Consider the following 14,190-nt stretch of genomic DNA (forward strand, 5'->3'; position numbering starts at 1 on the left):
CCCGGTCATCGATTCGCTGCCGGCGCTGGCCAGCGACCTCGGCAAGTCGGCCCCGATAGTGCAGATCGACGACAACGGCTATGTGGTCCACAGTTTTGCTTCGCCGCTGCTGCAGAACGTATTCATGCACCTGATCCGCAATGCGGTGGATCACGGTCTGGAATCGGGCGAAGAGCGCCTGGCCAAGGGCAAGCCCGAAGCCGGCACCATCAAGCTGGAAATGGGCGTGATGGAAGACATGTTCCAGATGGCCCTGTCCGACGATGGCCGTGGCCTGGCGCTGCACAAGGTGCGCCAGATCGCTATCGAGAAGCAGCTCATCAGCGTGGACCAGGTACTCACCGATGCCGAGATCGCGCGCCTGATCCTGCAGCCGGGCTTCTCCACCCGCAGCGAAGTGACCGAGGTATCGGGACGCGGCGTGGGCATGGATGCGGTGCTGGACTTCGTCACCCGTGAACACGGCAAGATCGAGATCCGTTTCATGGATAGCGAAGAGGGCGCTGCCTTCCGTGCCTTCCAGATCATCGTGATGCTGCCGGAAAACGTGGCGGTGGAAGTCGATGGCATCGACGTGCCGTATCCGGTGGCGGGACAGGAAATCGCTGCACCGGCGGTGCTGCCGCCGGGCGGCGATGCACAGGTCGCCTGATTCACCTGACGCGATCACGCAATCTCATCAAGACAGCAGGAATAGCACGCCATGTTTCAATCACTTCTTCTGGTGGCGCTGGGCGCTGCCCTGGCCGGCCTGCCGATGGCCGCGCTGTGGCTGCGCCAGAAGCGCCGCGCGCGCCAGCTGATCGATGCCGGTCAGCTGGAACGCGTACGTGACCAGGCCCAGACCGCACTCGCCGAGCAACAGCAGCAATGGAGCGCGCACCAGCAACAGCTGGAACAGGATCGGCTGGCCGCGCAGCAGCATATGGCCGAGATGCGCCGCGAGAGCGAGGCCATGCTGGCGCGCCTGTCCAGCGAGCAGTCCGATCACGTGTCCCGCGTGCGCCAGAGTTGCGACGAGTCGCAGGACACCATCAGCAAGCTGCTGGGTCTGGTACGCACCTTCGAGCGCTGGCATGACGACATGAACGAGCTGATCGCGCACAACCGCGAGATGCATCGCAAGAACGACGAGTTCGCGCTGATCGTGAACCAGGTCATCATCGTGGCCCTGAATGCGTCCATCGAAGCTGCGCGTGCCGGTGTACATGGCCGTGGCTTTGCCGTGGTGGCGCAGGAAGTACGCGATCTGGCGCAGCGGGCCGAAAAGCTTTCCAAGAGCTATCGCGCCAACCTGTACCAGAACGACCTGATCACCACCACCACCTTCCAGGACCTGCAGGCCGGCGGCAAGATGATCATGGGAGCCGTCATCGGCCTCGACCTGATCAACAAGAAGACCCGGCAAGCGCTGGCTGAAGCGGCATGAGCGCCAACGACATGGACGAGCTGCAGGCGGTAGCCGAGATCGTGGCCGACGAGCGCATCAGCGCCAGCGCGTGCGACGGCTTCGATACGCTCCTGCAGCAGGCGCTGCGCAGCAGCCTGGTGCCGTCGGACGCCAGTGCGGAGATCTCGGTGGTGGAAGACATCGCCGCCCTTACCGAGAAGAAGATGGTGGTGCTGACCATCTCGTCTTATCTGTTCCGCCTGATGGTGATGTTCCACTTCACGCCGGACGCCGCCACTCGCGGCCACTTTGCGCGCCTGACGCGGGTGTCTGCCGGGGAGATGGGCGAACAGGCCTTGATGGATGCAATTGCCGAATGCGGCAATCTCTGCTGCGGCATCTTCAATCGCGAGCTGGGACGCTTCTTCCCGCACCTGGGCATGTCCACGCCCAACGTGATCGATACGCAGTGCGTGGCCTACCTGCAAAAACTCAACTGCGCGCACGTGCGGCATTTCGCCATCGACATGGCAGACACGCCGCGCCTGCATGTCTCGCTGGCCCTTTCCACTTACGACCGGCTGGACTTTGCCGTGGCACCGGGCGAAGAGGCCGATACCACGGGCGAGCTGGAACTGTTCTGACCATTCAACGATTCGGGGGAATCTCATCACCATGGAAGCCACTGCCAGCCTCGACAACGCCATCACCAGCAAGGTGTTGGTCCTGGACCGCGACGCCGACTGCTACGACACCATCAAATCCTTTTGCGAGCGCCACAACCTGGTCGGGCTGAAGGCCCATGAAGAACATGTGATGGCAGTCTTGCGCAGCAATGTAGACCTGGGCGGCATCATGCTCTCGGAAAGCCTGGCCGGACTGGGCGAGGGCGGGCCGGGCCTGGCGCGCCGCATCCGCGAGGTGCGGCCGGAGTTGCCGATCTTCCTGCGCCGTCGCCGGGAAGCTGCTGATGTCGAATTGTCCGAACGCGATAGCGAACTCTTCAGCGCCGTCTATCGCATCGAGCACATCGATGCGCTGGCACCGGCGGTGGCCTCGTCGATTTTCAGCCAGCAATACCCCAATGCACTGGTGCGCGGCATTGCCGAGATCAGCCGCATGGTGCTGGAGAGCCAGTTCCCCGGCATGCAGGTAGAGATCGAGCAGCCTTACCTGGTCCGCGACCGCATCATCTTCGGGGAAGTGTTCACGCTCATCCCGCTGGAGAGCAGCTGGTGCCGTGGCTACATGATGCTGCAGGCGGAACAGAAGACTCTGCAGGCGCTGGCACCGGAGGAATCGGGCGATTTCCGCAATCTCAACAATGCGCTGGGCGAACTGACCAACCTGATCTGGGGCTGGTTCAAGAACCGCTTCATCAACCAGAGCCAGCCCATTCATCAACTGAGCCAGGTGCCGATCATCATCAATCACCAGCATCGCTACATTTCCTTCGGTTCGGAGGATGCGCAGCTGTGCTTCAAGTACCTGCTGCGTCGTGACGACGGCGCACCGCTGGTGCTGCTGCAGCGCTTCATCTTCAACCTGTCGTGGTCGCCGGAGGATTTCACCGAGAACCAGACCTCGGTGGAAGAGCTGTTCGAATCCGGCGAGCTGGAACTGTTCTGAGGCCGGGGCAGCACTCCGGCATTGATTTACCTTCCCCTCAAGCAATTACGCAAATCAAGCAAAGAGAGAATTCAAGATGGCACAAATCCTGGTAGTGGACGATTCGAGCACCGTGCGCGCCGAAGTCGGTGACTTCCTCAAGAAAAATGGCCTGGACGTGGCCCTGGCCGTGGATGGCCGCGATGGCCTGGCCAAGCTCAAGAGCGACCCGGCCATCAAGCTGGTGGTCTCCGACGTGAACATGCCCAACATGGACGGCCTGACCATGGCCGAGAAGATCCGCAGCGAACTGGGCAATGCCACTGTGAACATCATCATGCTCACTACCGAGAATTCGCCCATCATGAAGGAACGTGGCAAGGCTGCCGGGATCAAGGGTTGGATCGTCAAGCCCTTCAAGGGGGAGGCGGTGTTGCCGACGTTCAAGAAGCTGGTGGGTGTTTGAGTCGATAAGATAGCTAAAGAGAACTCATTATCCTGCAGTATGATTCTTGATCGGCTCGCTTCTTTGCGAGCCGTTTTCATTTCCGGCGTTACTACTGTCCTGGGTGATTTGACGTGGCTACAATGATCGTCCGTTCATGATCCAATCCGTTTCAAACCGAGTGATATGCCGAAACTCAAGCAAGGAACGATTCTGTCCGGCCGCCGCGAAAACGCCGCCCTCACAAAGGCTGCTCTGGCCGACCCGGACACGCAGCTTCTCACGGCGGAGCAGTTCGCAGCAATGCGTCCGGCGCGCGGACGTGGCAGATCTGCGGGAGTGGCTGGCGCAGCACAAGCTGGCTCGAATCACTTCTCTTCCAGCACCAGTTCGAAACAGATCAGCACGGGATTACTGCCGCGTTTGAGCACTCCTTCACAGACCTGACCTTGGGGATTGATGAGGCCGATATCCAGGCGCCCGATTCCATCGCGCACTTCGCCCGAGCGGACCAGGATTTCAGTGGCGCGGTCTTCCAGCACGCGTCCGTCTTCAAAATCTGCCCCGATGATGCTGCCCACGCTGCCACGCACGACTGCATCGCGCATACCGTTCTCCGCGCAGGCCTGTTCGACGGCAATGGTCAGATCTTGATCGGGGCGGATGCGTGCCAGTACCAAGCGTTTTCCACTCGCTGAGAGGGGCTGGTCGCTCAGCCGGGTAGGGTAGAACAGGGTGAAATTGGTCTCGGGATCGTAGCGAGTCGCCATGGTGGCGTCGTGCAGACCCCAGGCTTGCGCGGGCGTACTGGCACCGGCCACGGTTTTTTCCATCATCAGGTGACCACCCTGGCGCTGGCCATCGCGGCCGCGCCAGATGGCGTGACAGTGCACGAAAGGCTCGCCTTCCTTGCGTCCGGCGGTGGCGCAGGCGTATTCGATCACCGTTCCTTCTTCTATCGCCTGTGGCGCGCTGTAGAAAGCGGCGTGCTGGTCATCCACCGCCAGTGCAGGCATGAGGAAGTGAAGGGGGGAGACAGGGAGGTTGGCGAAGCGCACGGTACCGCCATCCAGGCCCGCGCGTGCCAGCGGAATGCTGATGGCGTCACGCAGGTTCATGCCGGTTTCGAGGGTGAAATCGAGATGCATCGCCGGACCGGACAGGGTAACGATGCGCTGCGGGTCGGGCGGGCCGGGGTGGCGGACGGTGCGGGCGAAGGCGGGTGCGGCTGTCATGCGGTCTCCTTGGCAGCTGGGCTGCGGGCGGTGCGGCTTTGAGGGGCCGTCGGGGCTGGTTGAGTTCGGGGATTATCGCGCGTTCGGTGGCGGGATGCCGGTGAATGTTTTTAATCCGTCAGCATGCAGATGAGGTTTGCTATTGCATATGTTCACTCACCATGAGTGCAGACACTTGTGCGGACACCTCTGGTTCGGTCAGCAGTACAGATCGAACTCATGACCATTACAGTCCCGATACAGCTCACTGTACAGTTATGCTGTCCGCCTCCCGCTGCACGAGACAGGGTACCGGCCCGGCCTCACATCACTTCTCGCCGATACTCTCCTGTTCCCGCTCCGCCTGGCGTCGCGCCCTGTAGGCGCCAATCTCGCCGATCTTCAAGCCTTCCGGCAGCGACAGATACTTCCCCTGTCCCACGCGTTGCGCATGATAGATGCCGGTGTGTCCGGAGAACAGATAGGCCACCACGCAAGCCAGCGCCGCAAACGGACCGATCTCCGGCCCGAACAATTCGACGGCCATGATGGTGGAGGCAATCGGCGTATTGGCCGCGCCCGCAAAGACCGCCACGAAGCCGATCCCGGCCAGCATCGAAAACGGCAGATGCAGCAGGGGGGCCAGCGCATTGCCCACTGTCGCGCCGATATAGAAGAGCGGTGTGACTTCGCCGCCCTTGAAACCGGTGCCCAGCGAGGTCACCGTAAAGACCATCTTGCCCAGGAAATCCCAAGGGGCCAGCGGTTGCTGGAAGGCTTCCACGATCACCGGGATGCCGAGGCCGATGTAGCGTTGCGTACCCAGCGCCCACACCGCCACCGCAACGATGGCGCCGCCGATGAACGGCCGCAGCGGCGCATAGCTGACGTGACGCTTCATGAAGGCCGACAGCCGGTGCGTGCTGTTGGCAAACACCATGCCGACCAGCCCGAAGACCACACCGGCCGCGATCACTGCCGCCACGCTCCACAGCGCGACCGGTGCCACGCTGCCCATGTGGTAGTGGGTGTGATGCACGCCCCAGGCCAGCCCGACCTGATCGGCCGCGATGGCCGCCACGAAGCAGGGCAGGATGGCGTCATAGCGCATGCGGCCGATGGCCAGCACTTCCAGTCCGAACAATGCACCGGCCATCGGCGTGCCGAAGACCGACGCAAACCCGGCGCTGATGCCGGCCATCAGGAGAATGCGCCGGTCTTCCGTGCGCAGCCGCAGCACCGTGGTCAGCTGATCGGCCAGCGCGCCGCCCATCTGCACGGCCGTGCCTTCACGGCCCACGGAAGCACCGAACAGGTGCGACATCACGGTGCCGAACAACACCAGCGGCGCCATCCGCAGCGGGATCACCTTTTTCGGATCGTGGATTTCATCGATCAGCAGGTTGTTGCCGGCTTCCACCGGCTTGCCGGTCTTCAGGTACAGCCAGCCGACCGCAAAACCGCCCAGCGGCAGCAGCCAGATGATCCACGGATGGGTTTCACGCCAGTGCGTGGCGTAGTCAAGCGCGAAGAGGAAGAAGGCCGAGGCCGATCCGGCAAGGGCGGCGATCAGGCAGGCGATCAGACACCATTTGATGATGTAAGGCAGCAGGTGCAGCTGTTCGGGGAGTTTTTGATTTTTCATGTGACCAGAGTGCTGAATGAACATCCTGGCACACCGGGTAAGGAGCGCGCGAAGCAGAAAGGCGAACGCCTACAGCCCCGGATTGCCAGGTCACTGTAGGCATCATCAGCCCCAACAGGACGTTGGTGGCGGTTGAAGGAGGAATGCCATCTCCTTGACCCCGATAGTAGCAAGATTGAAGCTCATCGACAACGGCGCGTTGTCTGTTGCAGACAGTGCATAGGTCAATCATCCACGCAGGGCCGCTTCCAGGTCACGTACATGCAGCCACAGCCGGCCGCTGCTGCCCGCCGTGAGGGCGTGGGCGATGCGGCCGAACCACTGCGGCTGCAGCCGCAGCGCCGTGCGGAAGGCCTGCAGGGCATCGTCCATGCGATGTATCTCTTGCAGGGCCACACCCAGGTTGAGCGCGGCATCGGCATAGCCGGGACGCAGTTGCAGCGCGCGGGCAAAGGCGTCGACGGCGGCGGCACCTTCCTTCATATCCTGCAGGGTCAGGCCGAGGTTGAACCAGGTCTCGGCTACATCGGGACGCAGCCGGCACGCTTGTTCAAAGGCCTCACGGGCGGCGGGGAGCTCGCCCAGTTCGCGCAGGGCGCTTCCCAGGTTGAGGACGGCTTCCATGGCTTGCGGCGCCAGCGCGACGGCCTGGCGCAAAGCCGCTACTGCCTCCGCATGCCGCCCCACTGCCGACAAACTGGTGCCGAGGTGGAAATGCGCCTGGCTCACTCCAGGCTGATGTCGTGCCGCCGCGTCGAAATACTGGACGGCCGTGGCGGGATCGCCTTCGGCCAGCGCTATTCGACCGGCCATGAGCAACGAGGGCACATGCTGCGGCCGCGGCGCCAGGCTCAGCAGGATATGTTGCCGCGCCTGCGCCAGCGCCTGCCGGTCCAGCGCCAGCATGGCCAGCAGCTGATGGGCGGCCGGATGCTGCAGCACCAGCGCCAGCAAGGCGTGGCAGGCTTGTTCGGCTTCTGCGGCCCGTCCGGCATTGTAGTGCTGCAGGGCGGCGCCCATGATCTGGTCGGGAGCGGCTGGCGAGGCGGACATGGCGCGGGCAGGTGGTTGTTCAGCCAGCGGCGCGTTCGACGATGACGTAATGCTTGCGCACCGGCTCCAGCACTTCAAAGACGCCCTTGAATCCCGCCGGAATCACCATCGCATCGCCCGGACCCGCTTCGGCCGCATGGCCCTGTTCGTCGATGACGCGGCAGCGGCCTTCGAGGACGCAGAAATATTCATCTTTGTTGGCGGCGAAGGCGATGCGCCAGCTGCCTTTTTCGCAGGCCCAGATGCCGGCGTTCATTTCTCCGCTGGCATTGGTGAAGTGATTCCACGTGGTGCGCAGCGGATTGCCCTCCAGGCGGCGGTCTTCGCGTGGGTGGTCGTATTCAGGCGCAGGGGAATTCAGGCGGAACTGGATGATGGCAGGGGTGGCGGACATGATGAAGAAGTGGGCAGGCAGCGGTCAACGGCGAGGCCAGCAGTGTAACAGCAGCTGGCCCGCTACAGTCGCGCTGGCTGGCACCAAGCTGGATGCCTTGGGTCACATCGGGACAGGAGAATCTGAACGAGGAGAGCATCATGGGCAAGATCTGGATCGGCATTTCCGGCTGGCGCTATGCGCCGTGGCGCGGCAGTTTCTATCCTGAGGGGCTGCGTCAGGACGACGAACTGCACTACGCCTCGCGGGTACTGCCGAGCATCGAACTCAACGGTTCCTTCTACGCCCTGCAGCGCCCGGAAAGCTACCAGCGCTGGTATGAAGCAACGCCGCCCGGCTTCCTCTTCAGCCACAAGGGCAATCGCTTCATCACGCACACGCGCCGGCTGCAGGATATTGATGGCGCTCTGGCCAATGTCTTGGCCTCCGGCGTACTGAACCTGAAAGAAAAGCTCGGCCCCTTCCTGTGGCAATTCCCGCCCAGCTTCCGCTATGACCCGGAGCCGCTGGAATACTTCCTGAGCTTGTTGCCGCACGATACCGAGGCGGCGCAGCGGCTGGCGCGTGGCCATGAGCCACGCATGGAGGGCAGGGTGGCGCTGGACATCGACCGCAAGCGCAAGCTGCGCCATGCCATGGAAATTCGCCATGACAGCTTCGTGGATGAATCCTTCATCAAGCTGCTGCGCAAATACAAGGTAGCGCTGGTCGTCGCGGATGCGCCCAAGGAATGGCCCTATCAGGAGGACGTGACGGCTGATTTCATGTACCTGCGCCTGCATGGCGACAAGCGCCTGTACCAGAGCGGCTACAGCGATGAAGCCATCGACGCCTGGGCCGAGCGTATCCGGGCCTGGGCCAGCGGCGGTCAGCCGGAAGACGGGCCAAGGATCGCCGGGAGCGCGCCGCGCAAGCGGGCCAGCCGCGATATTTACTGTTATTTTGATAACGATATGAAGGTCAAGGCCCCCTTTGACGCGCGCCGCCTGATCGACCGCCTGGGCCTGAAGCTGGACTTGCCGCCGCCCGGCCACATGCTCGATGAGGATCGATGAGGTGAACCGGCCCCTAGGAGCGGCTATAATACTGCCCCTGATGCGGACAAAATGGGCTGCAATATCAGTGACTTAGTGAAGTTTGCTGAATTGCTGAAGCCCGCCGCGTGAATTCATCCCGGTGCGGCCTTGCGCCTGCCTTTCGCCTTCATATCGTGACTTACAGCATCAAAGAAATCTTCTATACCTTGCAAGGCGAGGGCGCGCACGCCGGCCGTCCGGCGGTGTTCTGCCGCTTTTCCGGCTGCAACCTGTGGACCGGCCGCGAGGAAGACCGCGCCCGCGCCATCTGCCAGTTCTGCGACACCGATTTCGTCGGCACCGATGGCGAGAACGGCGGCAAGTTCAAGTCGGCGGCTGAGCTGGCCGACAAGATCAACGGCTTCTGGCCGGCCCGCCATGCGGCCAGCAAATACGTTGTCTTCACCGGCGGCGAGCCCCTGCTGCAACTGGATACGGCCCTGATCGAGGCCATGCATGCGGTCGGCTTTGAAATCGCCATCGAGACCAATGGCACCATCGAAGTACCCGAGGGCGTGGACTGGATCTGCGTGAGCCCCAAGATGGGTTCGGAATTGAAGGTCAAACGCGGCAGCGAACTCAAAGTCGTGGTGCCGCAACCCGGACAGCCGCTGGACGAATATGAAAAGCTGGATTTCCAGCACTTCCTGCTGCAGCCCATGGATGGCCTGCAGGCGGCCGCCAATACCCGCCTGGCCATCGAGATGGTCAAGAACAACCCCAAGTGGAAGCTGAGCATCCAGACCCACAAGCTGCTCAATATCCCCTGACTGATTTTTTGCTTTTTTCTTCATGCGGCGCTGCGCCGCGTGATTACAATGGCTTCACCCGGCCTGCTGCACGGCTTGTGCGGCGGCCATCCTCGAAGAAACATTCATGCTCACCATTACCCGCAAACTCGAATTCGACGCCGGCCACCGCATTCCGGACCACAAGAGCCAGTGCCGCAACCTGCACGGCCACCGCTATACGCTGGAAATCACCCTGACCGGCGCGGTCATCGACATCGAGGGCAATTCCGACAACGGCATGATCATGGACTTTTCCGACATCAAGGCCCTGGCCAAGGAGCACCTGGTCGACGTCTGGGACCATGCCTTCCTGGTCTATGAAAAGGACGCACCGGTCCGCGACTTCCTGGCCAGCCTGCCGGGCCACAAGACGGTCATCATCGGCAGCATCCCGACGGTCGAAAACCTGGCGCGCGAAGCCTTCGCCATCCTCAAGGCGGCCTACAAGGACCGCTACGGCACTGGCCTGCACCTGCAGAAGCTGGTGCTGCACGAAACGCCCAACTGCTGGGCTGAAGTCACGGCCGACTGATGGACGGCGCTGTCCTCCCGCAAGCCATCACCGAGGCCGACCTGCGCCACATGCGCGCCGCGCTCGACCAGGCCAACAATGCCTGGGCGCTGGGCGAGGTGCCGGTGGGTGCGGTGGTGGTCAAGGATGGCGTGGTCATCGCCACCGGCTTCAACCAGCCCATCGGCAAGCACGATCCGACCGCCCATGCGGAGATCATGGCGCTGCGCCGGGCGGCCGAGAAGCTGGGCAACTATCGCCTGCCCGGATGTGAGCTCTACGTCACGCTGGAACCCTGCGTGATGTGTTCCGGTGCCATGATGCACGCCCGCCTGGCACGCGTGGTCTATGGCGCGGCCGATCCCAAGACCGGTGCGTGCGGCTCGGTGGTGAACCTGTTTGAGCAAGACAAGCTGAACCATCACACCGAACTGCTGGGCGGCGTGATGGCCGAGGAGTGTGGCCAGTTACTGAAAGAATTCTTCGCCATGCGACGCGAACAAGTGAAGCAGCAACGCCTGCTCGACGCCGCCGCGCAAGGCGATGCACAAGCATCAGGTGAACCAACATGACGATCGCAACTGCTGGCCGTGAATTGCTGGAAGGACTGGTCCTGCCGGGAACGGGGGTGGCCATTGTGGCACCGTGTGGCCATGCCGGGCTGGATCCCGCCGGCGTGCAGCGCGGCGTGGCCTTGCTGGAATCGCTGGGCTGCCGGGTGCGCAATTTCTACGACCATGCCCGGCGCTACCAACGCTTCGGCGCCACCGATGAGCAGCGCGCGGCGCAACTGATGGAAGCGGCGGCCGACCCGGAAATCGACGTCATCATGGGGTTGCGTGGCTCCTATGGGATGAGCCGTATCCTGCCGGCGCTGGACATTCCCGCGCTGGCCGCCAGTGGCAAGCTGCTGGTGGGCTACAGCGATTTCACGGCCCTGCAGTGCTGCCTGCTGGCGCAATCGGGTTACGCCGGTTTCCAGGGGCCGATGCTCTCCGGTGATTTTGGCGCCGAATCGCCCAACTGGGCAGCGCTGGCGAATTTATGGCGCACGCTGACTTCAGCGCAGGTGGTGGTCCACAACTATGACGGCCCGGCAGGTGCAGATCGCGTCCCCAACGGCGACCGCCGTACCGATCCGCTGAGCCCGGTGCTGCAGTGCGCGGGCAAGCTGTGGGGCGGCAATCTGGCGATGATGGCGCATATGGTTGGCCATCCGCAGTTTCCCGCCATCGACGGCGGGATTCTGTTCCTGGAGGATGTGAATGAACATCCGTTCCGGGTGGAACGCATGATCCTGCAGCTGGAGCAGGCTGGCGTGCTGGCCAGGCAGAAGGCCATCCTGCTGGGCGACTTCTCGGCCTACCGCCTGGCCGAGATCGACAACGGCTACGATTTCACCGAGATGCTGGCTTTCCTGCGCCAGCGCATCGCCACCCCCATCGTGACCGGTCTGCCCTTCGGCCATGTGCGCGATCTGGTGACGCTACCGCTGGGCGCGCACGCGGCGCTCGATGCCCGCGGTGCAGAAGGCTTCACCTTGACCCTCTCGGATTATCCGACCCTGGCCCGCCGGTGAGACTGCAGGCGGCCCGGCGGGCTGCTTGCATGCTCAGTGAAGGAATCGTCACTTTTCCTTGATTTCCACCTTGACCGCGTCCTGTTCGACCGTGATCTTGCCGGGCTCGAAGGTCTTGCCGTTCATCTGCAGCTGTTCGGGCTTGAAGGTATAGAGCGCGTAGTCGCGCAGGAACTGGTCGGCGGCGGCATTGCCCAGGGTGGTCAGCTGCTGCGCGTATTGCGGCGGCAGGTCGGTGCTGTCGACCTTGTCCACCTTGGGCGCATCCAATCGCAGCGAGCGCGTGGCCGGATCGTACTTGAATGCGCTGCTCAGGGTCAGCACCGCGTTGACCGGGCGCTGCAGGAGCAGGGGATTGGCAATCTGGGCGTCGACCACGGTATTCATGCGGTTTTCGGACGGCAGCATGCCCAGGCGCGGGTTGCTGAAGGTCACGTCGAAGATGTCCATGTAGCGCATCTTGCGCGGGAATTGCGGGGCGATGGCCGTCTGCAGTTGCTGTCTGGAGACGGTGTATTCATTGGTCCAGACGTTGTAACCGGTGTCGGCGGCCTGCGCCGGCATCAGCGGCAAGGCCAGAGCGGACAGGGTGAGGACGGCGGCGGGAAGAAAGACTCGCTTCATGCTTGCAGTTTCCAGAGTGGCAAATTGGGTCAGAGCGCCCGCGACGGGCGAAAATTCCGGGCAATTGTAAGCGTGCGGGGTCTCCTGAGGCGCACAAAGATTGGTTGTTGGCAATTTTTCACCGGCTCTCCCGCCCGCAAGGCAAGCCGCAGCAGGCTCGCGGTGGTAAAATGCCGGGTTTCGCGTGCCGCAGTTTCGTTGTTGATCGGCGTACGCAAGTTACATTTTTGAAAAGGTTTTCGCAGTGCTATCCACCGCAAACATCACCATGCAGTTCGGCGCCAAGCCGTTGTTCGAGAACATTTCCGTCAAGTTCGGCGATGGCAATCGCTACGGCCTGATCGGCGCCAATGGCTGCGGCAAATCCACCTTCATGAAGATTCTGGGCGGCGACCTGGAGCCGTCGGGCGGCAACGTCAGCCTGGACGTGAACGAGCGCCTGGGCAAGCTGCGCCAGGATCAGTTCGCGTATGAAGAAATGCGCGTGCTGGATGTGGTCATGATGGGCCACGTGGAAATGTGGGCGGCCATGTCCGAGCGCGATGCGATCTACGCCAATCCGGATGCCACTGACGACGACTACATGAAGGCCGCCGACCTGGAAGCCAAGTTCGCCGAATACGACGGCTACACCGCCGAAGCGCGTGCCGGCGAGCTGCTGCTGGGCGTGGGTGTGCCCATCGAACAGCACACCGGCCCGATGAGCAATGTCGCACCCGGCTGGAAGCTGCGCGTGCTGCTGGCTCAGGCCCTGTTCTCCAACCCGGACATCCTGCTGCTGGACGAGCCGACCAACAACCTGGACATCGACACCATCCGCTGGCTGGAAGAAGTGCTCAACGAGCGCAATTCCACCATGATCATCATTTCCCACGATCGCCACTTCCTGAACCAGGTCTGTACCCACATGGCCGACATGGATTACGGCACGCTGAAGATCTATCCCGGCAACTATGACGACTACATGCTGGCGTCATCGCAAGCGCGAGCGCAACAGTTGGCCGTCAACGCCAAGGCCAAGGAAAAAGTGGCCGAACTGCAGGACTTCGTGCGCCGCTTCTCGGCCAACAAGTCCAAGGCCCGCCAGGCGACTTCGCGCGCCAAGCAGATCGACAAGATCAAGGTCGAGGACATCAAGCCGTCTTCCCGCGTGAACCCGTTCGTGCGCTTCGAAGGCGAAAAGAAGCTGCACCGCCTGGCCGTGGAAACCCAGAGCATCACCAAGACCTACGACCGCGACATCTTCAAGAACTTCAGCATCATGGTCGAAGCCGGCGAGAAGATCGCCATCATCGGTGCCAACGGCGCGGGTAAAACCACTCTGCTGCGCAGCATCGGCGGCGATGTGACCGGCCTGCATCCGGATTCGGGCGAGGTGAAGTGGGCAGAGAATGCCAACGTCGGCTATATGCCCCAGGATCCGACCGAGGAATTCGCCGGTGGCGAGACCCTGACCGACTGGATGGGCAAGTGGACCCAGGAAGGCGACGATGACCAGGCCGTGCGCGGCATTCTGGGCCGTCTGCTGTTCTCGGGCGACGATGTGAAGAAATCGGTGAAGGTGCTCTCCGGTGGCGAAAAGGGCCGCATGATGTACGGCAAGCTGATGCTGGGCCGCCACAACGTGCTGCTGATGGATGAGCCGACCAACCACATGGATATGGAATCCATCGAATCGCTCAACATCGCGCTGGAAAAGTACGCCGGTACGCTGATCTTCGTGTCGCACGACCGTGAATTCGTGTCCTCGCTGGCCACCCGCATCCTCGAAGTGAAGGACGGCCAGGTGATCGACTTCCAGGGCGGCTACGAAGACTACCTGGCCAGCCAGGGCATCGAATAATTCCCCCAACCGCATCA

Annotated in this window: 16 protein-coding genes and 1 riboswitch; of the genes, 11 read left to right on the forward strand and 5 right to left on the reverse strand. The window is 62.4% G+C overall.

The window, feature by feature from the left end:
• The 5 genes from B3873_RS13825 to B3873_RS13845 all read left to right on the forward strand — a co-directional run.
• The coding region (locus B3873_RS13825) for an ATP-binding protein (RefSeq protein WP_286866721.1) at positions 1-652 on the forward strand (652 nt) is incomplete at its 5' end.
• Between the two features lie 51 nt (positions 653-703).
• Positions 704-1,429, forward strand: coding sequence for a methyl-accepting chemotaxis protein (locus B3873_RS13830; protein WP_286866723.1), 726 nt, complete (start codon positions 704-706; stop codon positions 1,427-1,429).
• Positions 1,426-2,034, forward strand: a complete 609-nt coding sequence (locus B3873_RS13835; RefSeq protein WP_039787062.1) for a hypothetical protein — start codon at positions 1,426-1,428, stop codon at positions 2,032-2,034. The genes B3873_RS13830 and B3873_RS13835 overlap by 4 nt, the downstream gene beginning before the upstream one ends.
• A 31-nt stretch (positions 2,035-2,065) precedes the next feature.
• On the forward strand, positions 2,066-3,019 hold the full coding sequence (locus B3873_RS13840) for a chemotaxis protein CheX (protein ID WP_286866726.1): 954 nt from the start codon (positions 2,066-2,068) through the stop codon (positions 3,017-3,019).
• Positions 3,020-3,095: 76 nt separating this feature from the next.
• Positions 3,096-3,464: a response regulator gene (locus B3873_RS13845; RefSeq protein WP_039787057.1), complete on the forward strand. Its 369-nt coding sequence runs from the start codon at positions 3,096-3,098 to the stop codon at positions 3,462-3,464.
• Positions 3,465-3,811: 347 nt separating this feature from the next.
• Here the strand turns inward: B3873_RS13845 and B3873_RS13850 are convergent, their stop codons facing one another.
• The 4 genes from B3873_RS13850 to B3873_RS13865 form a co-directional block, all read right to left on the reverse strand.
• The gene (locus B3873_RS13850; RefSeq protein WP_286866728.1) at positions 3,812-4,678 is read right to left on the reverse strand and encodes a DUF296 domain-containing protein; all 867 of its coding nucleotides are present in this window, start codon (positions 4,676-4,678) and stop codon (positions 3,812-3,814) included.
• 307 nt (positions 4,679-4,985) lie between these two features.
• Positions 4,986-6,302, reverse strand: a complete 1,317-nt coding sequence (locus tag B3873_RS13855; protein ID WP_286866730.1) for a voltage-gated chloride channel family protein — start codon at positions 6,300-6,302, stop codon at positions 4,986-4,988.
• Between the two features lie 89 nt (positions 6,303-6,391).
• A riboswitch (Fluoride riboswitch) is annotated at positions 6,392-6,465 on the reverse strand.
• Positions 6,466-6,530: 65 nt separating this feature from the next.
• Positions 6,531-7,355: a tetratricopeptide repeat protein gene (locus B3873_RS13860; RefSeq protein ID WP_286866731.1), complete on the reverse strand. Its 825-nt coding sequence runs from the start codon at positions 7,353-7,355 to the stop codon at positions 6,531-6,533.
• A gap of 19 nt (positions 7,356-7,374) precedes the next feature.
• Positions 7,375-7,749, reverse strand: coding sequence for a cupin domain-containing protein (locus B3873_RS13865; protein WP_286866732.1), 375 nt, complete (start codon positions 7,747-7,749; stop codon positions 7,375-7,377).
• Between the two features lie 140 nt (positions 7,750-7,889).
• Here B3873_RS13865 and B3873_RS13870 point away from each other — a divergent pair, with 140 nt between their 5' ends.
• From B3873_RS13870 to ldcA, 5 genes are all read left to right on the forward strand, one after another.
• Positions 7,890-8,804 (forward strand): DUF72 domain-containing protein, encoded by a 915-nt coding sequence (locus tag B3873_RS13870; RefSeq protein WP_286866734.1) that lies wholly within the window; start codon positions 7,890-7,892, stop codon positions 8,802-8,804.
• Positions 8,805-8,959: 155 nt separating this feature from the next.
• Entirely contained in the window at positions 8,960-9,595 is a 636-nt protein-coding gene (gene queE, locus B3873_RS13875) for a 7-carboxy-7-deazaguanine synthase (protein ID WP_286866735.1), read from the forward strand.
• A gap of 106 nt (positions 9,596-9,701) precedes the next feature.
• Positions 9,702-10,148 carry a 6-carboxytetrahydropterin synthase QueD gene (queD, locus tag B3873_RS13880; RefSeq protein ID WP_276841042.1) on the forward strand — a complete coding sequence of 149 codons (447 nt, stop codon included), beginning with the start codon at positions 9,702-9,704 and terminating at the stop codon, positions 10,146-10,148.
• The gene (gene tadA / locus B3873_RS13885) at positions 10,148-10,699 is read left to right on the forward strand and encodes a tRNA adenosine(34) deaminase TadA (RefSeq protein ID WP_034332337.1); all 552 of its coding nucleotides are present in this window, start codon (positions 10,148-10,150) and stop codon (positions 10,697-10,699) included. Before queD ends, tadA begins: the two co-directional genes overlap by 1 nt.
• Positions 10,696-11,706, forward strand: a complete 1,011-nt coding sequence (ldcA, locus tag B3873_RS13890; protein ID WP_286866737.1) for a muramoyltetrapeptide carboxypeptidase — start codon at positions 10,696-10,698, stop codon at positions 11,704-11,706. Before tadA ends, ldcA begins: the two co-directional genes overlap by 4 nt.
• A gap of 48 nt (positions 11,707-11,754) precedes the next feature.
• Here ldcA and B3873_RS13895 read toward each other — a convergent pair whose 3' ends face one another.
• Positions 11,755-12,330 (reverse strand): DUF1439 domain-containing protein, encoded by a 576-nt coding sequence (locus B3873_RS13895; protein ID WP_286866739.1) that lies wholly within the window; start codon positions 12,328-12,330, stop codon positions 11,755-11,757.
• Between the two features lie 244 nt (positions 12,331-12,574).
• Between B3873_RS13895 and B3873_RS13900 the strand changes: the two genes are divergently transcribed.
• Positions 12,575-14,173: an ABC-F family ATPase gene (locus B3873_RS13900; RefSeq protein WP_134136421.1), complete on the forward strand. Its 1,599-nt coding sequence runs from the start codon at positions 12,575-12,577 to the stop codon at positions 14,171-14,173.
• The last annotated feature ends 17 nt before the right edge of the window (positions 14,174-14,190 follow it).

This window comes from Herbaspirillum sp. UBA812, from assembly GCF_002296545.1.
In the GTDB taxonomy this organism is placed as follows: domain Bacteria; phylum Pseudomonadota; class Gammaproteobacteria; order Burkholderiales; family Burkholderiaceae_D; genus Herbaspirillum; species Herbaspirillum huttiense.